22 protein-coding genes are annotated in these 25,683 nt (G+C 70.1%); 5 read left to right on the top strand and 17 right to left on the bottom strand.

All coding sequences use genetic code 11. The annotated features are described in order from the left end of the window. Window positions 1–2: 2 nt before the first annotated feature. From BXA03_RS16595 to cphA (BXA03_RS16550), 10 genes are all read right to left on the bottom strand, one after another. Window positions 3–1,385, bottom strand: coding sequence for a type II and III secretion system protein family protein (locus tag BXA03_RS16595; RefSeq protein WP_076509790.1), 1,383 nt, complete (start codon window positions 1,383–1,385; stop codon window positions 3–5). A 7-nt stretch (window positions 1,386–1,392) separates the two neighbouring features. Next, window positions 1,393–2,385, bottom strand: coding sequence for a Flp pilus assembly protein CpaB (cpaB, locus tag BXA03_RS16590; RefSeq protein ID WP_076509788.1), 993 nt, complete (start codon window positions 2,383–2,385; stop codon window positions 1,393–1,395). A 55-nt stretch (window positions 2,386–2,440) separates the two neighbouring features. Then, the gene (locus tag BXA03_RS16585) at window positions 2,441–2,932 is read right to left on the bottom strand and encodes an A24 family peptidase (protein ID WP_076509786.1); all 492 of its coding nucleotides are present in this window, start codon (window positions 2,930–2,932) and stop codon (window positions 2,441–2,443) included. Window positions 2,933–2,982: 50 nt separating this feature from the next. Beyond that, on the bottom strand, window positions 2,983–3,171 hold the full coding sequence (locus tag BXA03_RS16580) for a Flp family type IVb pilin (RefSeq protein ID WP_076509784.1): 189 nt from the start codon (window positions 3,169–3,171) through the stop codon (window positions 2,983–2,985). A 513-nt stretch (window positions 3,172–3,684) separates the two neighbouring features. Then, on the bottom strand, window positions 3,685–5,211 hold the full coding sequence (locus BXA03_RS16575) for a L,D-transpeptidase family protein (RefSeq protein ID WP_234983711.1): 1,527 nt from the start codon (window positions 5,209–5,211) through the stop codon (window positions 3,685–3,687). 31 nt (window positions 5,212–5,242) lie between these two features. Then, complete coding sequence (locus tag BXA03_RS16570; protein ID WP_076509782.1) at window positions 5,243–6,460, bottom strand: nuclear transport factor 2 family protein; 1,218 nt, start codon at window positions 6,458–6,460, stop codon at window positions 5,243–5,245. Window positions 6,461–6,594: 134 nt separating this feature from the next. After that, window positions 6,595–6,987, bottom strand: coding sequence for a hypothetical protein (locus BXA03_RS16565; RefSeq protein ID WP_076509780.1), 393 nt, complete (start codon window positions 6,985–6,987; stop codon window positions 6,595–6,597). A gap of 69 nt (window positions 6,988–7,056) precedes the next feature. Then, window positions 7,057–7,452, bottom strand: a complete 396-nt coding sequence (locus BXA03_RS16560; protein ID WP_369822433.1) for a hypothetical protein — start codon at window positions 7,450–7,452, stop codon at window positions 7,057–7,059. A gap of 145 nt (window positions 7,453–7,597) precedes the next feature. Beyond that, the gene (gene cphA / locus BXA03_RS16555) at window positions 7,598–10,177 is read right to left on the bottom strand and encodes a cyanophycin synthetase (RefSeq protein WP_076509778.1); all 2,580 of its coding nucleotides are present in this window, start codon (window positions 10,175–10,177) and stop codon (window positions 7,598–7,600) included. 14 nt (window positions 10,178–10,191) lie between these two features. Beyond that, a complete protein-coding gene (cphA, locus tag BXA03_RS16550; RefSeq protein ID WP_076509776.1) occupies window positions 10,192–12,441 on the bottom strand; it encodes a cyanophycin synthetase in 2,250 nt (749 codons plus the stop codon). 133 nt (window positions 12,442–12,574) lie between these two features. Here cphA (BXA03_RS16550) and BXA03_RS16545 point away from each other — a divergent pair, with 133 nt between their 5' ends. From BXA03_RS16545 to queC, 3 genes are read left to right on the top strand one after another with little or no spacing between them, the layout of a single operon-like run. Next, window positions 12,575–14,857: a cyanophycin metabolism-associated ABC transporter gene (locus tag BXA03_RS16545; protein WP_076509774.1), complete on the top strand. Its 2,283-nt coding sequence runs from the start codon at window positions 12,575–12,577 to the stop codon at window positions 14,855–14,857. Next, window positions 14,857–15,339, top strand: a complete 483-nt coding sequence (locus BXA03_RS16540; RefSeq protein ID WP_234983710.1) for a cyanophycin metabolism-associated DUF1854 family protein — start codon at window positions 14,857–14,859, stop codon at window positions 15,337–15,339. Before BXA03_RS16545 ends, BXA03_RS16540 begins: the two co-directional genes overlap by 1 nt. 54 nt (window positions 15,340–15,393) lie before the next feature. Further along, on the top strand, window positions 15,394–16,119 hold the full coding sequence (queC, locus tag BXA03_RS16535) for a 7-cyano-7-deazaguanine synthase QueC (protein ID WP_076509772.1): 726 nt from the start codon (window positions 15,394–15,396) through the stop codon (window positions 16,117–16,119). Here queC and BXA03_RS16530 read toward each other — a convergent pair. After that, the gene (locus tag BXA03_RS16530; protein WP_076509770.1) at window positions 16,074–17,864 is read right to left on the bottom strand and encodes an ABC transporter ATP-binding protein/permease; all 1,791 of its coding nucleotides are present in this window, start codon (window positions 17,862–17,864) and stop codon (window positions 16,074–16,076) included. The two genes, queC and BXA03_RS16530, sit on opposite strands and share 46 nt — an antisense overlap. Before the next feature lie 200 nt (window positions 17,865–18,064). Between BXA03_RS16530 and BXA03_RS27430 the strand changes: the two genes are divergently transcribed. Both BXA03_RS27430 and BXA03_RS16525 read left to right on the top strand, forming a co-directional pair. Next, window positions 18,065–18,196: a hypothetical protein gene (locus BXA03_RS27430; RefSeq protein ID WP_255377189.1), complete on the top strand. Its 132-nt coding sequence runs from the start codon at window positions 18,065–18,067 to the stop codon at window positions 18,194–18,196. A 4-nt stretch (window positions 18,197–18,200) separates the two neighbouring features. Next, window positions 18,201–18,629, top strand: a complete 429-nt coding sequence (locus BXA03_RS16525; protein ID WP_076509768.1) for a DUF1810 domain-containing protein — start codon at window positions 18,201–18,203, stop codon at window positions 18,627–18,629. 105 nt (window positions 18,630–18,734) lie between these two features. Here the strand turns inward: BXA03_RS16525 and BXA03_RS16520 are convergent, their stop codons facing one another. The 6 genes from BXA03_RS16520 to BXA03_RS16495 form a co-directional block, all read right to left on the bottom strand. Further along, window positions 18,735–19,709, bottom strand: coding sequence for a Bug family tripartite tricarboxylate transporter substrate binding protein (locus BXA03_RS16520; RefSeq protein WP_076509766.1), 975 nt, complete (start codon window positions 19,707–19,709; stop codon window positions 18,735–18,737). Window positions 19,710–19,784: 75 nt separating this feature from the next. Continuing rightward, on the bottom strand, window positions 19,785–21,236 hold the full coding sequence (locus BXA03_RS16515; protein ID WP_076509764.1) for an MmgE/PrpD family protein: 1,452 nt from the start codon (window positions 21,234–21,236) through the stop codon (window positions 19,785–19,787). Beyond that, on the bottom strand, window positions 21,233–22,894 hold the full coding sequence (locus BXA03_RS16510; RefSeq protein WP_076509885.1) for a 3-(methylthio)propionyl-CoA ligase: 1,662 nt from the start codon (window positions 22,892–22,894) through the stop codon (window positions 21,233–21,235). The genes BXA03_RS16515 and BXA03_RS16510 overlap by 4 nt, the downstream gene beginning before the upstream one ends. 23 nt (window positions 22,895–22,917) lie before the next feature. Beyond that, window positions 22,918–23,928, bottom strand: a complete 1,011-nt coding sequence (locus BXA03_RS16505) for a Bug family tripartite tricarboxylate transporter substrate binding protein (protein ID WP_159444727.1) — start codon at window positions 23,926–23,928, stop codon at window positions 22,918–22,920. Next, window positions 23,925–24,659, bottom strand: coding sequence for a Sua5/YciO/YrdC/YwlC family protein (locus BXA03_RS16500; RefSeq protein ID WP_076509762.1), 735 nt, complete (start codon window positions 24,657–24,659; stop codon window positions 23,925–23,927). The genes BXA03_RS16505 and BXA03_RS16500 overlap by 4 nt, the downstream gene beginning before the upstream one ends. A 46-nt stretch (window positions 24,660–24,705) precedes the next feature. Further along, window positions 24,706–25,683 carry a Bug family tripartite tricarboxylate transporter substrate binding protein gene (locus BXA03_RS16495; protein ID WP_076509760.1) on the bottom strand — a complete coding sequence of 326 codons (978 nt, stop codon included), beginning with the start codon at window positions 25,681–25,683 and terminating at the stop codon, window positions 24,706–24,708.

Raw genomic sequence — 25,683 nt, 5'->3', positions numbered from 1 at the left:
GCTCAGCGCGAGAAGCCCGGCAGGGTCGTGCTGCCGGGCACGTTGCCGGTGAAGATCGAGCGCCACACGGGGCCGTCGCGCTGCTCGTTGGCGCCGGGCAGGTAGGGCGTGAGATCGGTGCCGCGGGCGATGGGCCGCACCAGGTGCGGCGTGACCACGATCACCAGTTCCTTCTCGCTCATCTGGTAGCGGTTCTGCTTGAAGAAGCTGCCCAGCACCGGCAGGTCGCCCAGCAGCGGCACCTTGTCGGCGTTGGAGCTGGTGCTGCGGCTGACCAGCCCGCCGATGATGAAGCTCTCGCCGTCGCCCAGTTCCACCGTGGTGTCGGCACGGCGGGTGGTGATGGCGGGCACCGGCACGCCGTTGAGGCTCAGGGCGTTGGCGTAGTCCAGGTCGCTGGCCTCGGGCGCCACCTTGAGTGCGATGCGGTCGTCGCCCAGCACCGTCGGCGTGAGCGTCAGGCCGATGCCGAAGGGCTTGTATTCGATGGAGGTGGTGCCCAGCCCCTGCGGCACCGGGATGGGCAGTTCGCCACCCGACAGGAAGCTGGCGCTCTGCCCGGAAAGGGCCACCAGCGTGGGCTCGGCGAGCACCCGGGCCAGGCCGTTCCCCTCGAGGAAGCCCACGTTCAGGCCGATGCCGGCGCGGCCGAAGTTGAACAGCAGGTTGAAGGCCTGCGACAGCGGGTTGTTGGCGTCGGTGCCGAGTGAGCCGTCGGTGTTGTAGGTCGTGCTCTTGAGCGAGGTGGGCGTGAACACGCCGAAGCTGAAGCCGTGCGAGTTGGCCCGCGTGCTGAAGATGTTGAGGCCGGCCTGCTTGAGCACGCTGCGGTTGAACTCCACCACCTTCACGTCGACCTGCACCGTGTGGCTCTTCACCTGCACGCTGGAGCGGTCGGTCAGCGTGGCCTTGTCGGGAAAGGCCGCCAGTGCCGTCTCGCGTGCCTGGCGGTGGGCCGGCAGGCTGTCGCTGCTGCCGTCGAGCACGGCGGTGCGCCGCTGGACCTCGATGGCATAGGTGCGGCCCGCGGGCCTGCCTTTCTCCCACACGATCAGCGAGGTACCGCCGGCGGCCTTGCCGGTGACGACCAGCCGCGCCGCCGGCGAGCCCGGCGTGCGGCGCGCGACGGTGACGCTGGCCACCGACTCGTCGGCGATGGCGATGCGCTCGACGGCGCTGTCGAACACGAGTTCCTTCTGGGTGCCGGTGGTGAGCACCAGCCGGGCCGGGTCGTCCGCCGGCGTGAGGGCCAGGGCGGTCGGCGCGGCCGCGGGGGCAAGCAGGGCCACGGCCAGCACGGCAGGGATCGGAAGGCGGAGGGGGCGCAGGCGCATGGTGGTGGTCGGTGGGGTGCAGGCGGTGCGGGCGATGCGGGCAAAGGGCATGGCGCGGTCAGTAGCGCACCGTCTCGCGACGGTCGCCGCGGATCACTTCCACCTCCAGGCCGGTGGGGGTGGCGCGTGCACCGGGGTTGGCCGGCGCAGCCGCCACGCTCCGGCGTGCCGTGCGCGCGCCGCCGTTGGCCAGGTCTTCCACGGCTAGGCCGGCCTGGGCGCGGTCGATGCCTTCCAGCGTTGGGCGGGCCTCGTCGCCGCGCGCGGCGGACAGCGGCTGCAGCGCAGGCGGCAGCGAGGCGAACAGGCGGGGGTCGGGCTCGGCCGTGTCGGCCGGATTGCGCAGGGCCAGCAACAGCCGGCCGCTGGTGTCGCCCAGCACCAGGCGGTTCACATCGGCCACCGGCACGGCCAGCACGGCGGTGCGCGGGGCTTCCGCACGCTGCCCTCCGGCCGAGGCGTTGTTGACGCGGCCGTTGCTGCCTTCGGCCCGGCTGGCTGCGCCGTCGACGGAGGCCTGGCCGAAGGCCAGCACGCGCAGGCGTGCCATCAGCAGGCGGGCCTGGCTGCGCTCGATGTCGCGGCCGTCGGCCTTGAGGGTGAAGAACACGTCCACGTAGTCGCCGGGCGTCACGCGGTTGCCGACGCCGATGACCTCGTCCACCTTGACGGCCACGGCGCGTTCGCCATCGGCCAGCTTGAGGGCGAGGCCGGTGCTCAGCTGCGCCTCGAGCACCGGCGTGCCGGCGCCCAGGTCCAGCACCGGCACGCGCCCGGCCACGTCGGCCGGGCTGCGGAAGGCGCCGGCGGGATCGATGGGCAGCTGGGCCACCTGCAGGGCGTCGGCGGGGATAGGCTGGCCGGCCGCCACCGACTTGGTCGTGACCACCACGGCAAAGGCGGCGGCCGGTGCAGTGGCCGGAGCGCTCGCGGCCGGTGCCGCCACCTTGCGGGTCGGGGCCGGGTTGCGGCTGAGCAGCCAGGCGTACACCGCCAGGGCCACGGCCAGCAGCACGAGGAGGACGGCCAGGATCTTGGAAAAGCGCAGCATGGCGGGCGGGCGGTTCAGATCGGGACGAGGGTGGAATGACCGGAAGGCGTCCGGCTCATTGCGGCACCCGCCAGGCCAGCCACGCGAAGGTGGCCAGCGCCAGGTAGGCGGCGTAGGGAATGGGCCGCCGAGCCGAGGGCGATGCCACGCCCTGCGGGGTGCGACCCGAGAGCATCAGCATCAGCCGGGGAGAAAGGGGCCAGCGCCGCAGTGCGAGCACGGCAAGCGCATGGAGGAAGGCCAGCAGGCTGCCGGCGATGGCGATGGGAGCCAGGGGCGCGAGACCGAGCCACAACCCCAGGGCGGCGGCAAACTTGACGTCGCCCGCGCCCATCAGTCCTAGGGCGTAGAAGGGCAGGAGCACGGCGAAGGCGACGAGCGCGCCGAGCAATGCCGTCAGCCAGTCCAGTCCGGGCAGGGCGGCATCGAAGGTCAGCGAGAGCAGGGCGCCCACCATGCCGGCCAGGACCAGCAGGTTGGGCACCTTGCGCCAGCGAAGGTCGCAGACCACCGCACCGGCCAGCCAGAGCAGGAAGAGTGGCTGCATGGTCCGGCGCGGGGGAACTGGCGAGCAAGAGTGCGGACCCGGACGGGCGGTCAGCCGGCCGCACCGGTCGTGGCCACGGTCTGGACGTTGGTGAAGATGGTGTTCAGCGTGTCCCGCACGATGCCGGTGTTGCCGAAGATCGCCACCAGGACCAGGGCCATCAGGCCCGCGATGATCCCGTACTCGATGGCGGTGGCGCCTTCTTCATCGCGCAGAAAACGAACGATTGCAGCTTGCATGATTGACCTCGCAGAAATGTTGTCGGACAGGTGCCCGAAGGCGAGCTCATGCTAGGTTCCAGTAACTTCCTGTATCAATAAGAGGGAAGTATTCACATTTGAAAAGCGGGTCACGCGTGTCACGTTGACCACTTGGTCGCAAAATTTTTTTACGCATCGACCAAATGGACGATTCAGCCCGCGTAAGCCATTGAAATCAAAAGAGAAATTTTTTGAAATTTGCCAGGATTCGCTTGCACCAAGATGGTGCATAACGTAAATGCGCAAGTTACGAAGGTGTCACGGCGCGCGTTACGTAACGGCAGTTTTGACGTTTCGGCCACAAACCCCGGGGAAAACGCTAAATAGTTCACCCCCTGTTCGTAGGGGCATTTCAGGGCCTGCAGGCCTTGTTCGGGGGGGCAGCACCCGTCGTTGCCGTCGGCGGCGCGACGATGCCGGCCTCACGGCGGCATGGATGGACTGGTCATCCCAGGAGAAATGGACCGGCCGCTGCGCCCGGTCTGCCTGGCCTCAGCCCAGGATGTCTTCGTGGAAGAGCTTCCAGCTGTCCGGCGTACGCACCCAGTACTGCCGACGGGTGCGGCCGGTGCGTTCACCCGAGACGACCTCGCCGAAGGTGGCGACCACCGTGTCGCGCTTGTCGTGCCACATGAGCACCGAGGTGTCCTTGAGCTGGATGTTGCGGCCCTGGGCCGTGGCCAGTTCCTGCCGCAGGACGTTGTCGATGGGCACCGAAACCGGGCCGCGCCGGCTGGCGCGCTGGTAGTCGGTGGCGTAGAAGCTGCGCAGCCGCTCTTCGTTGCCGCCGCTGCGGGCCTGGAGCCAGGCGCTGAGGGCGGTCTCGAAGGGCTCGGCCAGGGTGCGCACCTTGGGCGGCGCCACCCAGTCCAGCTTGCGGGCGATGACCACCGGCGTCGCTCCCACCTGCACCTTGCGCAGGATCTGCTTGAGGTCGGGGTTGGACAGCACCACGCAGCCATCGCTGGCCTGGGGGGGCCGCGAGAACTGCTCGGGCGGCGTGCCGTGCAGCCAGATCCCGCTGCCCGTGCGCCCCAGCATGTTGTCGTAGGGGTTCGGGTAGTTGATGGGCAGGGCGCCGGCCCCGTAGAAGTCCTTGAGCGTGCGCGGATCGAGGTTGCTGGTGACGTAGTACACGCCCAGGGGCGTGCGGGCATCGCCCTCCACCAGCTTGTCCGTGCCCGCCTTGCCCACCGAGATGTAGTAATCGGCTGCCAGCTGCAGGCCGTTGGCCGTGTTCTCGAGCAGGTACAGGCGCGATCGCGACGCGTCCACCGCAATCGCGTAGCGGCTGCGCTGCGACAGCGCGAGGAACTGCGAGGGCACCGTGCCCGGCGGCGGGCGGTCGCGCAGGGCCTCCAGGCGGCGGCGCGACTCTTCGTGCAGTTCGGTCAGCGCCGGGTTGCCGCGCAGTCGTGCGAGGCTTGCGGCGTCGGGGCGGGCCGCCGCACCGGGCGGCACGCGGGTGGCCAGCAGGTCGCCATAGACCAGTTGTGCCAGCTGGAAGTTGGGATAGGACTTGACCAGCACGCGCGCCTTGTCGAGCGCCTGCTGTGTCTCGCCCCGGCCGAAGAGCTGGTAGACCTCGATCAGCTGCGCCTCGGCGGCGCCCCCGGCCTGCAGGATCGGACCCGCATCCACCGGGGCGGCCGGCGCGATGGCCTCCGCGGCCGCCTGCACCCCGCCCATCGCGGGCGGGTGCGCCACCACGCGGCTGGTGCTGGCCGCAGCAGCGGCGGCCGCTGGAATGGCGGCGGCCTTCGCCACCGATCTCACCGGGGTTCGCTCGGCACGACGCTGAGCGGCCCGTCCAGGCGTCGCCACGGCGGCGCGCGCGGCAACGGGGCGGCCCGCCTCCTTCTTGGCGCGGGGAGCCGCCGCCGCCTTGGCGGGGCTCTTGCCTCGGGCCTGCCGCTCCGCGGTGGCGGCCTGGGCGGCCAGCGGCACGGACGCGACGATCAGGCCGGCAGCCAGCAGCCAGGCCGTACAGGGCTTGAGGGAGCTGAAACGGTCCGCCAAGGTCGAAGCTGTGCGTTACATGTCGCCGGCCTCAGCCGCCGACGGTTTCCTTCACGATGCGCCACTTGCCATGCACGCGCTGCATCTCCAGCGTCTTGCGGCTACTGACGTTCAGGCGGTCGGAGCGGTAGCGCTGGCGGAACTTGGCCGTGGCCTTGTCGCCTTGCACATCGACGTTCAGGCCCTCGACCTGCACGGTGATGTTGTTCTTGCTCACGATGCGCGCGCGCCGCTCCTTCTCCCAGGCCGAGCGGCTGGCACCGTCGGCAGGGTCGAAGTTGGGGGCGTAGGACGCAAGGTAGCCGTCCATGTCCTGCTTGGACCAAGCGCTGGCCCAGGCGGTCACCGCAGAAGCCACCTCGGTCTGTGCCGTGTTGGTCGCCTCCGGCTTGGGTGCCGGCGCGGGCTCGGCCGGCTTGGGTGCCGGCGCTGCAGCAGGCACCGGCGCAGGCGCCGGGGTGGGCGCGGCGGTGGCGGCCGGAGCGGGTGCAGCAACCGGTGGCTTCGCGGGCGCCGGCGCCACGGCGGGGGGTGCGGGTGCTGGTTCGGGCGCCTTGGCCACGACGGCTGGAGCGGGCGCGGGTGCGGGCGGAGCCGGCGGTGCCTTGGCGACCACGGCAGGGGCAGGAGCAGGCGCCGGTGTGGGCGCGGGCGCCTTCGCGACCGTGGTCGCACCTTTGTTGCCGGCCAGCAGGGCGGCGCTCGGCGTGGTGAAGAGGGTGCGGATGACCGCCAGCTTGGGCTGCACCGCGGCATTGCCCTTGTCCAGCTGAAGTGCCTTGCCGTAGGCCTCGCTGGCCAGGCGCGCGTACACGTCGCCAAGGTTCTCGTAGGCGGTGGCGTAGCTGGAGTTGGTGCGGATCGCGCGCTCCAGAACTCCGCGTGCCTTGTCGAAATCACCCTGACCGGCGTAGATCACGGCCAGGTTGTTGTAGGGCTCGGGCAGGTTGGGCGCGTCGCGGGTGAGCTGCTCGAAGATGTTGATGGCTTCGGGGCGACGACCTGCTTCGAGGTTGGCGACGCCCTTGAGGAAGCGCATCTGCAGATCTTGCGGCTTCTCGCGCAGGAACTTGTCCGCCTGCGCAAGCCCTTCATCGAATTTGCGCTGCTGGATGAGTTGCTCGACGTTGTCGTACTCGTCGGCCCAGGCGGCGGCGAAGGGCATCGCACAGGCGAGCGCCACGGCCAGCAGACGCGACGGGATTCGGGAGGCGTATCGAGGCGGCTGGGCGGCTGCAATCTTGAACATGCGGGCGGGGGCTCTGTCGGAACCGCCGGATTGTAGTGTCGCCCTTCCACGCATTGTTTACTTTTATCCACACATGCCGAACCCTCCGGGCTGCGCAGGGCAACACGGAGGGAAAAGTGGAGAGGAACGGCGGATCAGCGCGGCATGCTGGTCGGCGGCAGGGTGGTGACCGTCTCCCGGATCAGACCGCCACCGAGCACGCTGCCGTCGATGGTGGTGTCGCCCTGGCCGGTTACCCGCGCTTCGCACGCTGCCCGGTCGACGCGCGTCTGATGCAGCTGGCATCGCGCGAGCGCGTTCTGTCGATAGGTGTTGGCATTGGCGCTGCTCAGGTTGCCCTGGCGTGCAGCCTGTGCGGCAGCCCCTGCCTCGCGGATGCACGCCGCACGGTCCTGCTGGATGTGGCCGCACATCGCACGTTCCTGCGTGTAGCTGCTGCTGTCGCTCGCCTGGGCAAAGGGGCCCCCAAGCAGGGCCCCGGTGGCGAGGGCCAGTGCGAAGCCGGTATGACGAAGGGTCTTCTTCATGGCAAAGCTCCTGGTAAGGGTTTGGTGGGGAAAGGGTGCGGGCCATGCCCGCGTCGGAAGCTGCTGCGCTCAGCGCGGAGCAGCGGGAATCGTCGTGACCGTCTCGCGGATGATTCCGCCGCCCATCACGCTGCCTTCTGTGGTCGTCGTCGTGGCGGCACCGGCGCCGCTGCCACGGACGCGCGCCTCGCAGTCCGCTCTCTCCGCGGCAGGCTGGAGGCTGCAGCGCGCCGTGGCGTTGGCCTGCGCGTTGCCTTGAGCGGGGGTGGTGAGTCCGCCGCGCTGCGCCTCCTGGCGCGCGGCCCCCGCCTCGCGGCGGCAGGCTGCGGCGTCCTGCCGGGCATCGCAGTCCGGTGCGGATTGCGCGAGGGCAGGCCAGGCTGCTGCAACCAGCGTCAGGGTGCAGGCGCCACGCAGCGCAATGCGCTGCCAAGCTTTCAGGGGAGGGGTCATGGTCACGTCCATGCGCCCGTACGGGCGTCGTTGTTCAATGACCTGACTGTGGGCGGGACCGTTAGCGCGGGCCTGTGGGACGCGGCTGCGCGGTGCCTCGCGCCGACGGCGCCCGCGCATGTCGGACGGGTCGCACGGAACGGCCCGGGACCGTCGCTCAGTCCGCCTCGTCGATGCGTTGCGCCAGATGCGCGAGGGCTTCCTCGACCTGGTCCACCAGGATCAGCGACAGATCGCCAGGGGCCAGTCGTGCGAGGGCGGCGTCGATGGCGAGGAATTCGCCGCGGATCTCCTCGACGTGCGCAGTGCGGCGTGCACCCTTGAGGCCCTGGCGCAGCAGGGCGATAACTTCGCCGTCGGCGCGGCCGCGCTGGGCGGCGTCCTGGTAGAGGATCACGTCGTCGAAGGCCTCACCGAGGATGGCCGTCTGATCGCGGATGTCCTCGTCGCGGCGGTCGCCGGCGCCGCTGATGACCACCGAGCGACGGTTGGCCGGCAGCGTCTCGATGGCCGCCACCAGCGCCTTCATGGCGTCGGTGTTGTGGCCGTAGTCAGCGATCACGGTGGCGCCCTTGTAGTCCATCACGTTGAAGCGGCCGGGCACGCCGGCAGCGTCGTTCTTGAAGCTGGCCAGGCCGCGGCGGATGGTGTCCCAGTCCAGGCCCACGGCCCAGGCGGCGGCCACGGCGGCCATGACGTTCTCGACCTGGAAAGGCAGCGTGCCGCCCCGGGTGATGGGCACGTCGCGCAGCGCCACGCGCTCGCGCCAGGCGCCTTCGGCCGCGATCAGCGTGTCGCGGTCCACGTAGACGGTGCGCTTGCCCTGCGCCCGATGCGTGGCCATCACCGGCAGCTGGCGGTCGGCCGCGAAGTAGATGACCTGGCCGGGGCAGGCCCCCGCCATGGCGGCCACGTGCGGATCGGCCGCATTGAGCACGCCCCAGCCGTTCGGCGCCACGTTGCGCACGATCACCCGCTTGACGGCGGCCAGGTCGTCCACCGTGTGGATGTAGTTCATGCCGAGGTGGTCGCCGCTGCCCACATTGGTCACGACGGCGACGCTGCAGCGGTCGAAGCCCAGACCTTCACGCAGGATGCCGCCGCGCGCCACCTCGAACACCGCCGCTTCCACTTCGGGGTGCAGCAGCACGTTGCGGGCGCTCTTGGGGCCGCTGCAGTCGCCGCTGTCGGTCTGGCGGCCATTGACGTAGACGCCATCGGTGTTGGTCATGCCCGTGACCATGCCGCTGGCGGCCAGCAGGTGGTTGATCAGGCGCGTGGTGGTGGTCTTGCCGTTGGTGCCGGTGACGGCGATGACCGGCACGCGGCCATCGTCGCCGTCGGCGTAGAGCTGGTCCACGATGGCCTCGCCCACCGGCCGGCCGCGGCCGAAGGAGGGGCTGATGTGCATGCGCAGGCCGGGCGCGGCATTGACCTCGACGATGCCGCCGTGCTGCTCTTCGAGCGGGCGGATCACGTTCTCGCACACCATGTCCACGCCGCAGATGTGCAGGCCGACCATCTGCGCCGCGTCGACCGCGCGGGCGGCTATCTCGGGATGCACGGTGTCGGTCACGTCGGTGGCCGTGCCGCCGGTGGACAGGTTGGCGTTGTTGCGCAGCACCACGCGCTGGCCCAGGGCCGGCACGCTCTCAGGCGTGAGGCCCTGCGCCTCCAGCCGGCCCAGGGCGATGTCGTCCAGCCGGATCTTGGTGAGCGAGGTGGCATGGCCTTCGCCGCGGCGCGGGTCCTGGTTGACCACGTCGACCAGCTGGCGCACGGTACTGTGGCCATCGCCGATCACCTGCGGCGGATCGCGCCGGGCGGCGGCGATCAGCCGGTCGCCCACCACCAGGAGGCGGTAGTCGAAGCCGGGCAGGAACTTCTCGACCATCACCTCGCCGTAGTGCGCGGCAGATGCGTAGGCGGCGTCGAACTGCTCGCGGGTGGCGATGTTGACCGTCACGCCCTTGCCCTGGTTGCCGTCCTGCGGCTTGGCGACCACGGGCAGTCCGATCTCCAGCGCCGCGGCCCAGCCGTCATCCGCGCTGCTGACCGGCCGGCCCAGCGGCACCGGCACGCCGGCCGAATGCAGCAGCTGCTTGGTGAGCTCCTTGTCCTGCGCGATCGATTCGGCGATGCCCGAGGTGGCGTCGACCTCGGCGGCCTGGATGCGGCGCTGGCGCACGCCCCAGCCGAACTGCACCAGGCTGCCAGTGGTCAGGCGCCGGTACGGAATGCCGCGCGCCACTGCCGCATCGACGATGGAACCGGTGCTGGGGCCCAGGCGCTCGTCCTCGTCCAGCTCGCGCAGCTCGGCGATGGCGGCGGCGGAGTCGAAGCTGCCGCTGCCCTGCGGATCGAGGGCGGCGTTGAGCAGCTGCGTGGCCATCTCGACCGCGCGGCGGCCGACGGCCTCCTCGGTGTACTGCACGGCCACCAGAAAGATGCCTTCCTCGCGGGCCCTCGTGGTGCGGCCGAAGATCACCTCGCAGCCGGCCTGGGCCTGCAGCGCCACGGCGGCGTTCTCCAGCACATGGGCGGCGGTCAGTGGATGGCCGAGCACCACGGGATGCAGTTCGCCGATGGTGGGGAAGAGGGCGCGCAGCCGGGGCTCGAAGCCGGGGATCTGTTCGACCGCCTGTTCGATCGCGCTGCAGGAGACGACCAGCTCGATGCAGGTATGGCGGCTCCACAGGTTGGGGCCGCGCAGGGCACGGGTGCGGATGATGTCCATGGGGCGGTCGGGTCTCAGGCGAGTTGCAGCGAGCCGGCGGTTTGGCTCTGGTCCAGTTGCAGTGAGGCGGTGGCCAGTTGCAGGTCGGCCTCGAAGGCCTCAATGCCGGCACCGATCAGGTTCAGTGGAATGGCCATGGCCCAGGCGGCGCCCACGGCGGCCAGCACGCTCTCGAGGCCGACGCCGGCATGGTGGGCGCTCCAAACAGTCAATCGGCCGAGGCCGGGCAGGAAGGATTCGCTGGTGCCATGGGCCAGCACGATGCGGTCCTGCCGCACCGTGACCACCTTGCCGCCTGCCGCCATGTGGGCGGCCAGCGGCGTGGCCTGCGGGTCGGCGGCGTACAGGATCACCTCACCGTCGCACAGTGGCGCCATGCCGGCCACACGCGCATCGGCGGCATTGAGCACGGCGGTGCCATGGTCCAGCACCACGTCGACCTGGGTGCGCAGCACCTTCACCATCTGGTCGCTCTCGGTGATGTCCTCGTGGGCCAGCTGTTCGGCGCCCTCCAGATCGGTCACGATGCCGATCTCGCAGCGGTCGTAGGGAAGGCCGTCGGCCAGGATGGTCGCGGCGCCGTTCTCGATCACCACCGCCTCGACCTGGCGGTTGACCAGCAGCCGGCGGCCGGCGGCCCAATGGGCGCTGTCGCGGGTGTCGACGCGGCGGCGATCCAGGAACAGGCCGTCGCGGCAGGCCAGGCCCACATGGCGGCCCGACAGGCCCACCAGCCAGGCCACCAGGCGGGCCAGCACGGCGTTCTCGCGCGAGCCGGCCACGCCCACCACGGGGATGCGGCCGGGCCGTTCGTCGTCGGATTCCGGGAACAGGTGATCGCAGATGGCGCGACCCACCGGACGCGGCGAGCCCACGGCGGGCTTCAGGTGCATCAGCAGCCCGGGGCCGGCGTTGACCTCGACGATGGCGCCGCCCTGCGACTGCAGGGGTCGGCCCACGTCCAGACAGACCAGGTCGATGCCGGCGATGTCCAGGCCCACGGCGCGGGCGGCCAGGGTGGCGGCGTAGGCGACCTCGGGATGGACCTGGTCGGTGCAATCCACGCCCAGGTTGCCGTTGCGCTGGATGATCACCTCGTGGCCGGATTCGGGCACCGACTCGCCGGTCAGGGCCTGCCGCTGCAGCTCCAGCTGCAGCTTGGCGTCGGTGGCCAGCACGATGAGGTCGAGCGGGAACTCCTCTTCCGCGCCGCGGCGCGGGTCGCTGTTGAGCTGGCTCTCGATCAGCTCGGCAACGGTGGAGCGGCCGTCGCCTGTCACGGTGATGATCTCGCCCCGTGCGGCGGCGACGACCTCGCCACCCACCACCAGCAGCCGGTGCTCCTGGCCGCGGATGAAGCGCTCCACCATCACACCGCTGCCCTCGGGCTCGGCCACGGCGAAGGCGGCGAGCACTTCCTCGCGGGTGTGCAGATCCAGCGACACGCCGCGGCCATGATTGGCGTCCACGGGCTTCACGGCCACGGGCAGGCCGATGTCCTCCGCGGCCTCCCAGGCCTCTTGGGCGGAGTTGACTTCCAGGCCGTCGGGCACCGGCACGCCGCAGCTGGCCAGCAGCGACTTGGTCAGCTGCTTGTCGCTGGCGATGGATTCGCCGATGGCGCTGGTGTGGTCGGTCTCGGCGGTCCAGATGCGCTGCTGGCGGGCACCATGGCCCAGCTGCACCAGGTTGCCGTTGTTCAGCCGCAGCGAGGGGATGCCGCGGTCGGTGGCGGCGGCGACGATGGCCGCGGTGCTGGGCCCCAGGTAGCACTCGTCGACCTTGGCCTTGACGGCGGCCACGGCCTTCTGCACGTCGGCCGCGTCGTAGGCATCGCCATTGATGGCCGCCATCAGCAGCCGGTGGCCTTCGAGCAGGGCCATGCGGGCGACCTGCTCCTCGCGGGCGCGGAACACCATGCGGTAGACACCGTGCTTCGACGTGCTGCGGGTTTGACCGAAGCCGGTGGGCATGCCGGCCAGGTTGAGCAGCTCGATCACCACATGCTCCAGCACATGCCCGGCCCAGGTGCCTTCGGTCAGCCGCTGCAGGAAGCCGCCGCGTTCGCCGACGCCGCAGTGGTGCTCGATGAGCGCTGGCAGCAGGGCCGTCAGTCGCCCGGGAAAACCCTCGATCTTGTTGGAGGGGAAGTCCTCCAGCGGGCCGAGGTCCAGCCACGTCTCCAGCACGGGGCGGTAGGTCCAGACGTTGGGACCGCGCAGGTAGCGGATGCGCAGCAGGCGGATGTCGTCGAAACGGGGCATGGATGCGTTGATAGGCGTTCGATGGAAGCGGGCAGGGGCGCCGTGCGGCGCGCCCGGGTCAATGGAGAGAATCGGCGCCCGACCGGCGCGCGGGTGGGACCTGCCACAGGTCCCCGACCATCCAACACAACGAATGACAAATCACGATTCAGTCGGTGCCCCGGGGGGCGAATCGGCCTCGGCGGCACACGCCCCTGCTGTGGGAGAAAGCCGCGTACCGGTGTCGGACAACGTTCTGGCCAGCCTTTCGGTTGACCTGGACCAGGGGCTGCGCTTCGCTCAGGAAACCCAGTTGCACCTGACCCAGACCCAGCTGCGCGAGGTGTCGCCGGATGGCCGGGCTCGGGTCTGGGACGTCGCGGCGCCGGGCCTGCGGCTTCGGCTGTCGGACCATGCGGGGGTCGCCGCGCTCGACCTGATCGGGTCGCACGGGTTGATGGCGCGGTGGCATTTCACGCTGGTGGGCCAAGCGGCGGCGGTGCGGCTCGTACGGCTGTTCGAACAGCTGCGCAGCGGCGGCCTGCAGCCCGAGGCGGCCGATGCCGAGGAGGCGGTCGACACCGAGCTGAACTCGGCGCCCTCCACCTGGGTACTGCTGCGGTTGTGGCGCTTCGCCCATCCCTACCGGCTCCAGCTGTTCTGGGGGTTTGCCCTGACGCTGCTGGCCACCGGCGCGACGCTGGTGCCGCCCTACCTGACCATCCCGCTGATGGACGACATCCTGATCCCCTACCAGAACGGCAAGCCCATCGCCCCCGGCGAAGTGGCGCTGTACCTGAGCGGGCTGCTGGGTGCGGCTCTGGTGGGCTGGGGCCTGGGCTGGGCCCGCACCTACCTGCTGGCGCTGGTCAGCGAACGCATCGGCGCCGACCTGCGCACCACCACCTACGAGCACCTGCTGACCTTGCCGCTGGACTACTTCGGCGGCAAGCGCACCGGCGACCTGATGGCGCGCATCGGCTCCGAGACCGACCGCATCAACGTCTTCCTGTCGCTGCATGCGCTCGACTTCCTGACCGACCTGATCATGATCGGCATGACGGCGGTGATCCTGGTGTCGATCAACCCGCTGCTGGCCGTGGTCACGCTGGTGCCGCTGCCCATCATTGCCTGGATGATCCACGTGGTGCGCGACAAGCTGCGCACCGGCTTCGAGAAGATCGACCGCGTCTGGAGCGAGGTCACCAACGTGCTGGCGGACACCATCCCGGGCATCCGTGTGGTCAAGGCCTTTGCGCAGGAGCGGCGCGAGGCCGAGCGCTTCCGCGCCGCCAACCAGCACAACCTGCAGGCCAACGACCGGCTCAACCGTACCTGGAGCCTGTTCACGCCCACCGTCACGCTGATGACCGAGATCGGCCTGCTGGTGGTGTGGGCCTTCGGCGTCTGGCAGGTGGCGCGCGACCACATCACGGTGGGCGTGCTCACGGCCTTCATCGCCTACATCGGCCGCTTCTACACGCGGCTCGATTCGATGAGCCGCATCGTCTCGGTCACGCAGAAGGCCGCGGCCGGCGCCAAGCGCATCTTCGACATCCTCGACCATGTGAGCACGGTGCCCGACCCCGTGCAGCCGGTGCGCCTGCCGCAGGTGCAGGGCGCCATCGAGCTGCGCGGCGTTGGCTTCCGCTACGGCGCGCGCTCGGTCATCCGCGACCTCAACCTGCAGATCCGCCCGGGCGAGATGATCGGCCTGGCCGGCCACAGCGGCTCGGGCAAGAGCACGCTGGTCAACCTGATCTGCCGCTTCCATGACGTCAGCGAGGGCGCCATCCTGGTCGACGGCCAGGACGTGCGCCGCTTCGCTGTGGCCGACTACCGGCGGCATGTGGGCCTGGTGCTGCAGGAGCCCTTCCTCTTCTTCGGCACCATCGCGCAGAACATCGCCTATGGGCGGCCCGACGCCAGCCGTGAGGAGATCGTGGCCGCGGCGCGTGCCGCCCATGCGCACGACTTCATCCTGCGGCTGCCGCAGGGCTACGACTCGCTGGTGGGCGAGCGCGGCCAGGGCCTGTCGGGCGGCGAGCGTCAGCGCATCAGCATCGCCCGCGCGCTCCTGATCGACCCGCGCATCCTGATCCTGGACGAGGCCACTTCGGCCGTGGACACCGAGACCGAGAAGGAGATCCAGAAGGCGCTGGACAACCTGGTCAAGGGCCGCACGACCATCGCCATCGCCCACCGGCTGTCCACGCTGCGCAAAGCCGACCGGCTGGTGGTGATGGACCGCGGCGAGATCGTCGAGGTCGGCCCGCATGACGAGCTCCTGGCCCGCCAGGGCGCCTACTGGCGGCTCTACCAGGCGCAGCAGCGCCAGGCCGAGGACGAGGTCAAGGCCGAGGCTCATGTGGCGGAACTGACTTCCGTGGCCGTCGCGCTGGAAGCCCACGCCGCCCACCCCGCGGGAGACGCCTGATGACTGCCGATGCCATGACCGATGCCTCCTTGTCCCTGAGCCGCGATGCCCTGGGCGCCCTGCTGTGGACCGGCCCCACGGGCCGTGCCGAGCCGGTCGTGCCGGTGCGGGCCTTTCCCTTGAGCGCGCCGGGGGAGGGCGTCTCGCTGGTGGGCGCCGACGGCCGCGAGCGCTGCTGGATCGCGCGCACCGACGCACTGCCCGCCGCCACACGTGCCCTGCTCGACGAGGCGCTGGCGCCGCGCGACTTCGCGCCCGAACTGCAGCAGCTTGTGGACGTCTCCACTTTCGCGGTGCCCAGCACCTGGACCGTGCGCACCGACCGCGGGGACACCCGCTTCGTGCTGCGCGCCGAAGAGGACATCCGCCGGCTCGAAGACGGCGGCCTGCTCATCACCAGCGCACACGGCGTGCACTTCCGCATCTCCCGCCCGGCGGTGCTGGACCGTGCCTCGCGCAGGCTGCTGGAGCGCTTTCTCTGACCTGGCGGGGGTGCGGCTGCACAGCCGCTGGTCCCGCCCTTGCTTGACCTTGCCATGCACAACACCGCCCTCGTCCTCTTTTCCGGCGGGCAGGATTCCACGACCTGCCTGGCCCATGCGCTGAACCGCTACGAGCGCGTCGAGACGCTGGGCTTCGACTACGGCCAGCGCCACCGCATCGAGCTGGAGGCGCGCACGCATGTCCTGACCCGGTTGCGGCGGCGCTTCCCCGGCTGGTCGCGGCGCCTGGGCGAGGACCACCTGCTCAAGCTCGACGTGCTCGGCCAGATCGGCGGCTCCTCGCTGACCGAGGACATCGCCTTCGCCATGCAGGCCAACGGCCTGCCCAACACCTTCGTGCCCGGGCGCAACCTGATGTTCCTGACGCTGGCGGGCGCACTGGCGTACCGCCGCGGGCTGCAGGTGATCGTCACCGGCGTGTGCGAGACCGACTATTCCGGCTACCCCGACTGCCGCGACGACACCATGAAGGCCATGCAGCTGGCGCTGTCGCTGGGACTGGACCAGCGCCTGCTGATCGAGACGCCGCTGATGTGGATCGACAAGGCCCAGACCTGGCAGCTGGCCGAATCGCTCGGCGGCCAGGGCCTGGTGGACCTGATCGTCGAGGACACCCACACCTGCTACGAGGGCGACCGCAGCCAGCGCCACGACTGGGGCTGGGGCTGCGGCCGCTGCCCCGCCTGCGAGCTGCGGGCACAGGGCTGGGCACGCTACGTCGAGGGCGAGGCGGGCAGCGGCGCATCCTCCACCGCATAGGCGGCCTCGCCATCGCGCCGCGGGCGCAGCGTCCAGCGGCGCGTGTGGTGCTCCTTGAGCGTGGAGCGGTGTGCGATGGAGACGATGGCGCCGTGGGCCTGCTTCACCATGGACGTGAGGCGCCGGTAGATGGTGGCTTCGGCGTCCTCGTCCAGCGCGCTGGTGGCCTCGTCGGCCAGCACCCACGCCGGCTTCTTCAGCAGCACGCGGGCGATGGCCAGGCGCTGGCGCTCGCCGCCCGAGAGCTTCTGGCTCCAGGCGTCCTCGCGGTCCAGCTGGTCGGCCAGCTGCGGCAGCAGGGCATCGACCAGGGCCTGGCGCAGGGCCTCGTCGCCATAGTCGGTGGCCGGCGCCGGATAGGCCAGCGCATCGCGCAGCCGGCCATCGGGAAAGTAGGGCTGCTGCGGTATCACCATGGTGTTCCGGGGCATGGCGACCGCTCCCTGCGCATGCGGCCAGATGCCCGCCAGCGTGCGCAGCAGGCTGGACTTGCCGCTGCCCGACGGGCCGTGCACCAGCACCGTGTCGCCGGGCGCCACGCGCAGGTCGGTGCCGCGCAGCAGCGCCTGGCCGCCGGGCAGGCCCACGGTCAGCCCATGGGCCTCGATGTCGCCGGCCGCGGTGTCGCGCGACAGCGCATCGTTCTCGCGCGATTGGGCCGTGAGGCTGTCCTCGAAGCCGGCCAGACGGTCGGTGGTGGCCTTCCACGCGGCCAGCGACATGTAGTTGTCCACCAGCCAGGACAGCGAGTCCTGCACCCGTCCGAAGGCCGAGTTGATTTGCATGAGCTGGCCGAGCTGGATGGCGCCGCTGAAGTAGCGCGGCGCCGCCACGATCAGCGGGAAGATGATGGCCGCCTGACCGAAGAAGCTGCTGAACCAGGTCAGGTTCTTCTGGTTGCGCACCAGCCGCAGGTAGTTGGCCATCACGTCGGTGAAGCGCAGGTCCAGCTGCCGGCGCTCCACGCCTTCGCCGCCGTCCAGCGCGATGGCCTCGCTGTACTCGCGCACCCGCACCATGTGATGGCGGAAATTGGCTTCCAGCATCTGCTGCTGGAAGTTGAGCTGCACCTGTGGCCGGCCGATCCAGTGCGCGATGGCGCTGCCCACGGCGCAATACAGCACCGCTGCCCACACCATGTAGCCCGCGATCTCCCAGCCGCCGCCGCCGGGCAGCGGCACCGTGATGGAGCCGCTGAGCGTCCAGAGAATGCCCACGAAGCTGAACAGGGTGACCAGCGCATTGAGGATGCCCATCGACAGCGTCACCGTGTAGCTGGTGAAGAGGTTCAGGTCCTCCTGGATCCGCTGGTCGGGGTTGTCCGGATGGCCGCCATTGCCGGTGTAGCGGGCCAGCTCCAGACGGTAGAAGGCCTTGTGCGCCAGCCAGCGGGCCATGTAGTGGTCGGTCATCCACACGCGCCAGCGCAGCTGCAGGATCTGCGTGAGGTAGAACTTGTAGACCGCGATCACGATGTAGATCAGCGCCAGCCAGCTGAAGCGGCCGATCTGCTGCCAGAACACGGCCTGGTCCTTGTTCTGCAGCGCGTCGTAGAACACGCGGTACCACTCGTTGATCTGCACCAGCATGTAGACCGCACCCAGGTTGAGCGCCACGATGGCCGCGAGCAGCCCTCGGGCCTTCCACTTCTGGTCGGAATTGAAGTAGGGCGTGGTCAGCGACGCGATGCGGCGAAGCGTCTGGCCCAGTCCGGGGCGGGGGTGGGATGTGGGGGCGGTGCTCATCGTGGTGGGTCGAAGCGGGGATCGGGCGTCTGCGCCGTGACGGCGCGGATGCGTGCCCGATCCTAGCGACGCGGCCGGTGGCCTGCCTTAAACCGGACTGAAAGCGCCCCTTGGCGCGGCCGTGCGGGCTTCCCGCGCTGACGGGTGGGGCATGGCCGGCCGGCTTGGCCGTCGGCGGCCGGCGGCCTACGATGGGTTGCATGAAGCCCCTCTTCGCCCTCCTGGCCGGTCTGGCCTTCCTGCTCGCTGGCTGCAACGACAAGCCCAAGCCGGGCGCTCCGGTGCCCAAGGCCGAGGCGCCCGCGTCGTCGGCCTTCGCGGCGCGGGCCTGAGCCCATGCCGCCGGACGCCTTCGACCTGGCACGCTTCGTCGAAGCGCAGGCCCCGGTGTATGCGCAGGTGCGTGCGGAGCTCGCCGCCGGCCGCAAGCGCTCGCACTGGATGTGGTTCGTCTTTCCGCAGATCGCGGGCCTGGGCCGCAGCGCGATGGCGCAGCGCTACGCCATCGGCTCGCGCGCGGAGGCCGTCGCCTATCTCGACCATCCCCTGCTGGGTGCCCGCCTGCGCGAGTGCGGTGCGCTGGTGCTGTCGGCGCACGGCCCGTCCGCCCTCGACATCCTCGGGCCGCCGGACGACCTCAAGTTCCACTCCTGCATGACACTGTTCGACGCCATCGCTCCGACGCAGGAGACCCTCTTCGCCCAATGCCTCCAGCGCTTCTTCGAAGGGACGCGCGATTCGGCCACGCTGGCGCTTCTGGATTGAGCACGCGAGCCGGCGGCGGACGAGAGCTGGAGACGCCAAGGCTTCGGCCGTGCACAGGGCCGGCAGGCCGGCACACGGCCCCGGCACCGGCACTGCGTCATGCGCTCACTCGGCCACGATGCGCAGTTGCTGGGCCAGGCCGCCCAGGCGTCGACGCTCGTCGTCGATGAAGCGCGTGAACGTGGCGCGGTCGCCCAACATGGGTTCGCTGTTGCGCTGTGCGATGAGCTTTCGCTGCTCTGGCGTGGAAATGAACTTCTGCACCGCCGCATTGATGCGGTCCATCACCGCCGGCGGGGTGCCCCGGGGCGCCATGAGGCCGAGCCAGTGCGTCATGCGGATGTCGGGAAAACCGGCTTCCACGGTCGTTGGCACCTCGGGCAATGCGGCCAGTCGGTGGTCCGAGGCAACGGCCAGCGCCCGCATTCTTCCCGCGCCGATCAGGGCGATGAGCGAGGCCGAGGGCACTTCGGAAAGCATCTGCACCTGTCCCGAATGCAGCGCAGCGCTGCTCTCGCCGCCGCTCTTGTATTGAACGAAGGTGAGTGGAACGCCCAGCGCCGCCTTGATCAGCTCGCCCGAGAAATGGCTGGTGCTGCCGATGCCGGTGGTCGCGAAGAAGATGCCGCGAGGCTCGGCCCGGGCGAGGGCCTGCAAGGCCTTGAGGTCCTTGGCTGCAAGTGCGGGATCGACCACCAGCAGCGACGGTGACGCTGTGACACCCGTCACCGGAACCAGGTCGCCAGGGGCGTAGGGCATCTTGCTGCGGATCAGGCTGTTGATCAGCGTGCCGTTGGCGGCGGCCAGCAGGGTGTAGCCGTCGGCCGGCGCCTTGGCCACCACGTCGGCGCCGATGATGCCCCCTGCACCGGGCTTGTTGTCGACGATGACCGGTTGGCCCAGGGCCTTGGCCAGGCCGTCGGCCACCATGCGCGCGCTGTCGTCCCCGGGGCCGCCCGCGGCGTAGGGTGTCACGATGCGGATCGGCTTGGTGGGCCATGCCGGTGACTGAGCCATCGCGGCGCCCGGGCCCATGCTCAGAGCGAGCGCAACCAGAGCCATACGTACAAGTAGCGTCATCCGTGTCTCCTTCTTTCGAGTTCATGGCTGCGGTGCCCGAGCTGCGGGCCTCGCGGCTGATCTGGCGCGAAAAACTCAGTCGAACGCGGCGCGCGCCGGCGGTGCCAGCCGCGCAAGGAGTTCGCGCATGTCGCCGACCGCGTCGAGCCCGCGCACCAGCGACTCGATCGCCTGCTGCCGCGGCGCATCGATGAGCGCGTCGGTCAGCGTGCGGTATTTGCTGGCAATCTCGGCGCTGGTCTGCGGCGACTCGATGGCGCGCGAGGCGTTGCGCTCGACCTCCAGCCGCTCTCCGTCATGGAAGGTCACGGCGACGCGCGTGCGGCCGCGGCGCATCATGCCGCCGGTGTCGAACGCCGGGTCGTGCCGCACCTCGATGCGCGGCAGCAGTGCCCACACGTCATCGGCGTCGATGCGGTTCGGCGCGAACTGGGCCACCATGGCGGCGCCGTCGAGCACGGCCACCGCGAGTGCATAGCCGATGTTCATCTGTGCGCCGATCGGCGTGAGGGGCCGCTGCGGCGTCCACCATCCGTGGTGGTAGACCGCATGCGACACGTCGCATTCGATGCGTGCAATCTCGCTGGCGCGCAGCGGACGTTGACGGCCGATGTCGAACAGTGCGTCGAGCGGCGAGTGGATGCCGCCCATCGCTGCATAGGGCTTGATGACGATGCGCTCCACCTCCCAGCGGGTGCCCAGGCCATCGGTGATCTGCGAGGCGTCGGGGTCATGCCCTTCGCCGAAAGTGGAGAGGAAACCGCCGTACTCCCGCTCGAACACCCGCTTGATGCCGGTGTAGCCGCCTTCGGCCAGCACCGCCGCATACAGGCCGTTGCGTGCGGAGAAGCCATGGTGCATGCGCTTGCACATTGCTTCGTACTGCGCGGCCATGAGCCCGGCAGACTGGGTCCCGGCCAGGCCCAGCGCGTCCTCGAAGCGGGCGGCGTCCAAGCCGAGCAGCTTGCCCACGGCCGCGGCGGCTGCATGCGTGCCGAAGACCGATCCCGAATGCCAGCCGCGCGACAGCATCTGCGCGCCGTGCAGTGCCATGCCGACGCGTGGTCCGACCTCGTAGCCGACCATCGCGGCCTCCAGGAATCGGCGTCCTGTGACGGGCGCCGTCGAGCTTTCCACAGCGGCCCACAATGCGGGCAGCACGATGGAGGCGCTGTGCAGCGGTCCCAGCGGGTGGTAGTCGTCCAGCTCGAAGCCCTGGATGAAGGTGCCGTTGAGCAGCGCCGCCGCAGGCGCATTGGTGCCTGCGCCCCAGCCGACGATCGTGTGCGTGCCGGCGCCTTCGAAACGGCGCACGATGTCGACCGCTGTGCGCGACCACGGAAGCTGGGCGCCCACGATTGCACAGGCGATGCCGTCGAGCGTGAGCATGCGCGCGCGCTCGCGGGCCGACTCGGGTGCATCGTCCAGCGTGAAGCCGGCGAGCCAATCGCACAGCAGGCCGGTGGGCGCGGCCGGGTCGGTGGGACGCGCCGGGGTGGCGCCGCCAGCAGGTCGGGTGTCGGTCATGGGTGCACCATCAGGCCCGGGCCGTCCCGGGCCGTCCCGGGCAGGGTATGGCCGCGCAGGTCCTCGCGCAGCCGGGTCTTGAGGATCTTGCCGGTGGCGCCGAGCGGAATGGCGTCCACGAAGACGACGTCGTCGGGCACCTGCCAGCGCGCCGTCTTGCCTTCGTAGAAGGCCAGCAGCTCCTCGCGTTCGAGGCGGGCGCCGGGCTTGCGGGCGACGACGACGATGGGGCGTTCGTCCCACTTCGGGTGAGGAATGCCGATGCAGGCCGCCAGCGCCACAGCCGGGTGCGCCATGGCGATGTTCTCGATGTCGATGGAGCTGATCCATTCGCCGCCCGATTTGATGACGTCCTTGCTGCGGTCGGTGATCTGCAGGTAACCCTCGGCGTCGAGGGTGGCCACATCGCCGGTGGGGAACCAGCCGTCTACCAGCGGGTTGCCGCCCTCGCCCTTGAAGTAGGCCCGCACGATCCACGGACCGCGCACCAGCAGGTCGCCGGCGGCGCGGCCGTCCCAGGGCAGGGCCCGGCCCTGTGCATCGACGATCTTCATGTCGACGCCGTAGACCGCGCGGCCCTGCTTCTCAAGCACACGAAGCTGCGCCTCGCGTGGCAAGCAGTCGTGGGCCTTCTTGAGCGAGCACACCGTGCCCAGCGGGCTCATCTCGGTCATGCCCCAGCCGTGGAGCACGCGCACATCATGCTGCTGCTCGAATTCGCGCAGCATCGCCGGCGGGCAGGCCGCGCCGCCGATCACCGTGCGACGCAGCGTGGAGAAGCCGAGATCGCCGGCCTGCGTGTGCGCCAGCAGCATCTGCCACACGGTGGGCACGCCGGCTGCGAAGCTGACCTTTTCGGCCTCGATGAGCTCGTAGACCGACTTGCCGTCGAGCGCCGGCCCCGGAAAGACGAGCTTGCAGCCCACCAGGGCCGCCGAGTACGGAATGCCCCAGGCATTGACGTGGAACATCGGCACCACAGGCAGCACCGAGTCGCGCGCCGACAGGGCCATCATGTCCGGCAGTACAGAGCCGTAGGCATGCAGCACGGTGGAGCGGTGGCTGTAGAGCGCGCCCTTGGGATTACCGGTGGTCCCGCTCGTGTAGCACAGGCTCGACGCCGCGTTCTCGTCGAACACCGGCCAGTCATAGGTGTTGGCCTGTCCGCCGATCCAGGCTTCATAGCTCGCCAGGCCGGGAACGCCGCTGTCGGCCGGCAGCCGGTCGATGTCGCACAGGGCGACCCACTTCCGGACCGTCGTGCACTTTGCATGCACCGCCTGCACCACCGGCAGGAAGCTCAGGTCGAAGCACAGCACCTGGTCTTCGGCATGGTTCACGATCCAGGCGATCTGGTCCGGGTGCAGCCGCGGGTTGATGGTGTGCAGCACGCGGCCCGAGCCGCTGACGCCGTAGTACAGCTCCAGGTGGCGGTAGCCGTTCCAGGCCAGCGTCGCGACGCGGTCGGAGACTTGCAGCTGCTCGTCATCGAGCGCGTTGGCCACCTGGCGGGCACGCCGTGCGCAAGCCGCCCAGGTGTAGCGGTGGATGTCGCCCTCCACGCGACGCGAGACGATCTCGGCATCGCCGTTGTGGCGCTCGACGAACTCGATCAGGTTGGAGATCAGCAGGGGGCGGTCCTGCATCAGGCCTTGCAACATGGCAGTTTCTTTCACACTTCTCAGCCTTCGATGACGAGCTTGCGTTCGGCGACGAGCTGCCTCCAGGTGGCGAGCTCCGCCGTGATCACGCCGCGCACGTCCTGGCCTGCGGGCGGCAGGGTCTGGCCCAGCGCTTCGAGCCGGCTGACGGTCGCAGGCGTGGCAAGCACTTGAGCCACCGAGCGGCGCAGGGTCGAGACGACCGGCTCGGGCAGCCCCGCGGGACCGACGAGCGCGAACCAGCCCGGCGCCTCGAAGCCGGGAGCGACCGACTCGGCGATGGTGGGTACCCCGGGCAGGGAAGCCACGCGGGAGCGCGAGCTCACGCCAAGCGGCTTCAGCTTGCCGGCCTGGATGAAGCCCTGCGTGGCCGTCGGCGTGAGGAAGGCGAACTGCACCTCGCCCGCGAGAAGGGCATTGATGGCGGGCGCGCCGCCGCGGTAGGGCACATGCAACGCATAGGTGCCGGTGCGCGACTTGAGCAGTTCGGTGGTGAGATGGCCGACGCTGCCCGCGCCGCCTGAGGCGTAGCTGAACTTCCCGGGCGCCTTGCGCATCGCCTCGATCAGCTCGCGCAGCGTGCCGACGCCGGCCGACGTCGACGCCACCAGCACCTGGGGCACATGCGACACCATGGTGATCGGCGTGAAGGCGGCGAGCGGGTCGTAGCCCGCATTGCGCAGCGCCGGCACGATGGTGAGCGGGGCGTTGTCGAGCAGGCCGAGCGTGTAGCCGTCGGGTGCGGCGCGCGCGACCTCCGCGCCGGCGATGGTGCCGCTGGCACCGGCCTTGTAGTCCACCACCAGCGGCTGGCCGAGCGCGGCCGTCAGCGGCACGGTGAGTTCGCGCGCGGTCGTGTCGGCGGAGCCGCCGGGCGTGTAGCCCAGCACCACGCGCAGCGGGCGGGTCGGCCAGGCCTGGGCGCGCGCCGGCAGCCCGAGCGCCCACGCACCTGCGGCACCGGCCAGGCGGCCCAGGCAGGCGCGACGGGCCAGGTCGGCGCCGGGGCAGGGTGTGCGGAGGCCGCTCATTGCACGCCCTGCAGTGCGAACTCGTTGAGGTGCCCCGAGGGCAGCGTCTCGACGCCCGGATCTTCGGGCAGGTCGACGTCGAACCATCGCTTGAGTACGCCGGAGATCAGCTCGTAGCACGCGCCCATGCGAATGACCTGCAGGGTGTCGAAGTTGATCAGCGTGCCTGCGCGGCGGTACACGTGATAGCGGCGCAGGCCGTAGTCGATGGTGATGTCGGCAATGGCGCGCAGCTCGGGCTGGATGTCCTCCACGCGAAAGCGCGTGCCGGTGCCCGTGAGGTTGGCCGACGAGCCGAAGAGCGGCACCACCTCTTCGCGGCTCAACCGGGTCAGTGCCTTGTGGAAGGGGCCGGCGTTGAGCAGGACGCCGATGGTGCCGACGGCCGAACTGGCGCGCACCGCTTCGTCGCCCAGTTGCCGCAGCAGCGGGTGGTCGGGCCGGAAGCTGCCGATCACGCCCAGCGGCAGGTCATGGTCGACAACCAGCGCCTCCACCATCGCCTGGGCGCGGGGGCTGAGCGTCTGCAGCTCGCGCTGGGTCTCCAGGTCGGCGGCCATGGCGTTGCGCTTGTGGCCGCCCCGCTGCTTGGTCGCGTAGATCTTCTGCAGCGGGTCCATCGAGCCGCCGCAGCAGGCGTAGCCCGTATCGTTGGGCACGATGGCGACGCCTCCGTTCTTGATGATGTCGAGGGTGCGGCGGGCGTCGCCGGCAATGTCGATGCTGGGCATGGGAATGTCTCCGGGTCGAGGGTGGAAGAGGAGGGGGCGCGTAGCGTCAATCCACCTGCACGCCGGCGTCGTTGACGGCCTGGCCCCACTTGCGGATTTCGCTCGCCAGGAAGCGGCCGAAGTCGGCCGGCGCGGTGATGGCCAGTTCGCTGCCCGTGGCGCGGATCGTCTCCTGGACTTCGGGACTGGCCGACGCGCGCTGGATGGCCGCGTGCAGCGCATTCACCGCGGCAGGCGGCGTGCCGGCGGGCGCCAGGAAGCCCACCCAGGAGCTGATGTCGAAGCCCTTGAGCCCCTGCTCGTCGGCGGTCGGCACGTCCGGCAGCTGCGGGTTGCGCTTGAGACTGGAGATGGCAAGCGGCTTCAGCTTGCCGCCCTTGACCTGCGGCAGCGTGGACGCCACCGCGTCGAACATGATCGGCACCTGCCCGGCCATCACGTCATTGACGGCGGCCGGCGAGCCCTTGTACGGAATGTGGTTGAGCTGCAGGCCGGCCTGGCGCTCGAGCACCACCATCGCGAGGTGCGCCGTGATGCCGTTGCCGCCCGAAGCGAAGTCCACCTTGCCCGGCCGCTGCTTTGCATAGGCGATCAGCTCCTTGAGGTTGTTGGGTCCGAAGGAGGGCGTCGCCACCAGCAGCAACGCACCAGTGCTGACCTGAGCGATGGGCGCGAAGTCCTTCAGCGTGTCGTAGGGCAGCTTCTTGTAGAGCGTGGGATTGATGGTCATCTGGCCCAGCGTGCCGAGCAGGATGGTGGTGCCGTCGGGCGCGCTTCGCTTCACCTCCTGGGCGCCCAGGCTGCCGTTGGCGCCGGGGCGGTTGTCGACGATCACCGGCTGGCCGAGCTCCTTGGTGAGCGCCGCCGCGAAGTTGCGTGCCACGATGTCCACGGTCTGGCCGGCCGGGTAGCCGACGACGATGCGCAGTGGCTTGGCGGGCAGGCCTTGCGCGAGTGCAGGGCCGGCGAATGCCAGGCCGGCGAGGGCGGCCATGGCATGGCGGCGCGAAGGGAGGATGGGCAT

The sequence above is a fragment of the Pseudacidovorax sp. RU35E genome (genome assembly GCF_900156165.1).
Lineage (GTDB): Bacteria > Pseudomonadota > Gammaproteobacteria > Burkholderiales > Burkholderiaceae_C > Xenophilus.
Note: the sequence above shows the minus strand (reverse complement) of the source record. Positions and strands in the feature narration are given on the sequence as shown.

Coding starts and splice junctions, on each gene's coding strand:
- BXA03_RS16580 (WP_076509784.1), bottom strand. CDS start 3,171: ATGCAAGCTGCAATCGTTCGTTTTCTGCGCGATGAAGAAGGCGCCACC.
- BXA03_RS16545 (WP_076509774.1), top strand. CDS start 12,575: ATGACAAATCACGATTCAGTCGGTGCCCCGGGGGGCGAATCGGCCTCG.
- BXA03_RS16530 (WP_076509770.1), bottom strand. CDS start 17,864: ATGAGCACCGCCCCCACATCCCACCCCCGCCCCGGACTGGGCCAGACG.
- BXA03_RS16495 (WP_076509760.1), bottom strand. CDS start 25,683: ATGCCCATCCTCCCTTCGCGCCGCCATGCCATGGCCGCCCTCGCCGGC.
- BXA03_RS16505 (WP_159444727.1), bottom strand. CDS start 23,928: ATGAGCGGCCTCCGCACACCCTGCCCCGGCGCCGACCTGGCCCGTCGC.
- BXA03_RS16565 (WP_076509780.1), bottom strand. CDS start 6,987: ATGAAGAAGACCCTTCGTCATACCGGCTTCGCACTGGCCCTCGCCACC.
- BXA03_RS16585 (WP_076509786.1), bottom strand. CDS start 2,932: ATGCAGCCACTCTTCCTGCTCTGGCTGGCCGGTGCGGTGGTCTGCGAC.
- BXA03_RS16515 (WP_076509764.1), bottom strand. CDS start 21,236: ATGACCGACACCCGACCTGCTGGCGGCGCCACCCCGGCGCGTCCCACC.
- cphA (WP_076509778.1), bottom strand. CDS start 10,177: ATGGACATCATCCGCACCCGTGCCCTGCGCGGCCCCAACCTGTGGAGC.
- BXA03_RS16500 (WP_076509762.1), bottom strand. CDS start 24,659: ATGCCCAGCATCGACATTGCCGGCGACGCCCGCCGCACCCTCGACATC.
- BXA03_RS27430 (WP_255377189.1), top strand. CDS start 18,065: ATGAAGCCCCTCTTCGCCCTCCTGGCCGGTCTGGCCTTCCTGCTCGCT.
- cpaB (WP_076509788.1), bottom strand. CDS start 2,385: ATGCTGCGCTTTTCCAAGATCCTGGCCGTCCTCCTCGTGCTGCTGGCC.
- BXA03_RS16570 (WP_076509782.1), bottom strand. CDS start 6,460: ATGTTCAAGATTGCAGCCGCCCAGCCGCCTCGATACGCCTCCCGAATC.
- queC (WP_076509772.1), top strand. CDS start 15,394: ATGCACAACACCGCCCTCGTCCTCTTTTCCGGCGGGCAGGATTCCACG.
- cphA (WP_076509776.1), bottom strand. CDS start 12,441: ATGCCCCGTTTCGACGACATCCGCCTGCTGCGCATCCGCTACCTGCGC.
- BXA03_RS16595 (WP_076509790.1), bottom strand. CDS start 1,385: ATGCCCTTTGCCCGCATCGCCCGCACCGCCTGCACCCCACCGACCACC.
- BXA03_RS16540 (WP_234983710.1), top strand. CDS start 14,857: ATGACTGCCGATGCCATGACCGATGCCTCCTTGTCCCTGAGCCGCGAT.
- BXA03_RS16560 (WP_369822433.1), bottom strand. CDS start 7,452: ATGGACGTGACCATGACCCCTCCCCTGAAAGCTTGGCAGCGCATTGCG.
- BXA03_RS16520 (WP_076509766.1), bottom strand. CDS start 19,709: ATGACGCTACTTGTACGTATGGCTCTGGTTGCGCTCGCTCTGAGCATG.
- BXA03_RS16525 (WP_076509768.1), top strand. CDS start 18,201: ATGCCGCCGGACGCCTTCGACCTGGCACGCTTCGTCGAAGCGCAGGCC.